3 protein-coding genes are annotated in these 1,914 nt (G+C 36.8%); 2 read left to right on the top strand and 1 reads right to left on the bottom strand.

What is annotated here, in order from left to right:
• Positions 1 to 454: DUF3795 domain-containing protein (locus HXY34_14050; protein ID NWF97256.1), on the top strand; the 454-nt coding region annotated here is incomplete at its 5' end.
• 16 nt (positions 455 to 470) lie between these two features.
• Positions 471 to 755, top strand: a complete 285-nt coding sequence (locus tag HXY34_14045) for a tyrosine-type recombinase/integrase (GenBank protein NWF97255.1) — start codon at positions 471 to 473, stop codon at positions 753 to 755.
• Positions 756 to 1,036: 281 nt separating this feature from the next.
• On the opposite strand, the gene HXY34_14040 is transcribed toward HXY34_14045, so the two are convergent.
• Complete coding sequence (locus HXY34_14040; protein ID NWF97254.1) at positions 1,037 to 1,498, bottom strand: GNAT family N-acetyltransferase; 462 nt, start codon at positions 1,496 to 1,498, stop codon at positions 1,037 to 1,039.
• Between the last annotated feature and the right edge of the window lie 416 nt (positions 1,499 to 1,914).

The raw sequence follows: 1,914 nt of genomic DNA, 5'->3' as shown, positions 1-1,914 counted from the left end.
TAATAAACATCCATCATGTTCCTTCATAACTTGTTGCGTCAAGAAAAAAAATCTTGAAGTTTGTGCTGAGTGTTCAGAGTTTCCGTGTCCTAAATTCAAAAGTAATGAAGAATATCAGCAATCGAAAGAATCTTCTTCTTACCCATCGGGCAAAAAAGTTATGCCAAATTTGAATTTTATAAAAGAATGTGGAATTGAAAAATTCGTAACGCAACAGAAAGAACGAATTAAATTACTTGAAACAATGATAAAGAATTTTGATGATGGCAGGTCGAAAAGTTTTTTCTGCAAGGCAGCAACCTTACTTGATTTAATAGACTTAAGAAGTTCATTAGACAAAGCAACTCAGAAAATCAAAACAGATAAGGTCAAACAGAGTGATGTTAAAAATAAGTCCCTAATCCTTAAAGCAATCCTCAATGAAATTGCTCTTAAGAAAGGAGTGAATTGGTAAAACTATGTAGTTGAAAATGTACGGGATAAACAAAGACGGACTAGTTTTTGTCTCTCAAAGAGATGGAAAATATAACAAAAGAACAATCCAACAGATTATAAAATCTGCTTCCAAGAAAGTAGGAATTAAGAAGAACGTGACTCCTCACACACTAAGGCATAGTTTTGCCACTCATTTATTAAAGAGTGGCGCAGATATAAGGTACATACAACAATTACTGGGTCATAAAGACTTGAAAACGACTCAAATCTACACTCATGTAGCAAACAAGGGCATCAAAAAACTTGCAAATCTACTTTAGGTTTTAAAGACATTATTTTTTCAAAGATAAATATTTATCAACAATAAGTTAACAGAACCTTCTAGCGATAGACAATGAGTGATGCTAAACCAGTAAGATGCCAAAAGTGTGGAAAACCCTTGGGTTATGTAACCGTGTTTGCAAAGGGTCTGCTACACTTAAGCCAACCTCTTCAAAACGTGAAAGTAGTTGCCATCTGCATGGAATGTTTCCAAAAGAAAGCCTAGCATTCAAAACTGCGGAACCCCTCTTTTTCCCCTTTGGGTCTTGCGTGGACCGTGCTATTCGGTTGCCTTTTTATTGAAGATATTCAAAAACATCACTGGTTCTATTCTTTTTTCCTGTTTCGGAAGAGATTTAAAACCATATTTTTCGTAGAAGGGCATAACCTCTCGCTTCGCATTCAGAACCAAAAATCTACAGCCCACTTTCTCTGAAAATTCGTACGCTTTGCCGAGACTAAAATCACAAAGGAATGTGCCAATACCTCTGCCTTCGAATCCATCGCACACTGCCAATTGACCAATTTGAAGAGCAGGATAGTTTTCTTTCCCAACTTGAAGTCTATCCTCAGATCCCATCCTCTCTTTCCTCAAATCAGCCATACTGAGAGTAACAAACCCAACTAACTCGCCATCATATCGAAATAGGTAGGATACGCCGAGACGTTCATTTTGAAAATCTTTTGCTTCATGGTGTATAAAATCATTTATGTCTTCGTTTTTGCAGTAGAATCCACTCAAATCATCGTCTTCCGTCAATATGCTAATATACGTTTTAGAGAAGTCTATTGCTCCATTCGGGATCATACAAAATTATTGTACAGGATATCTTTTTATAATTTCCTTCGCTCGCCTAATGCGCTCAATGTCATCTTTCGATGGCGTTCGCTTCATTTCTTCCTGAATCGTAGCGAACTGTTCCTCACTAAGTTGAGGAATTGGTTTTGGGCGCATTTCTTATCTCCCTCTAGCACAACTAATACTACTACCAATAAACACCACATATAAATTTTACTTGCCTTGTGTTCATTTCATGCCATTCTTATCATGTTTGTTTGGTTTAATCTATTTATAAGGGAGGGCTAGACCACTTCAGACAGGCTTAACTCCAAAACTCACGGTGTGAGTCTGAACTTATCTCTCGGATAAAGCGTAAC

The organism is Candidatus Thorarchaeota archaeon (genome assembly GCA_013388835.1).
In the GTDB taxonomy this organism is placed as follows: Archaea; Asgardarchaeota; Thorarchaeia; order Thorarchaeales; family Thorarchaeaceae; genus JACAEL01.
Note: the sequence above shows the minus strand (reverse complement) of the source record. Positions and strands in the feature narration are given on the sequence as shown.

Coding starts and splice junctions, on each gene's coding strand:
- HXY34_14045 (NWF97255.1), top strand. CDS start 471: ATGTACGGGATAAACAAAGACGGACTAGTTTTTGTCTCTCAAAGAGAT.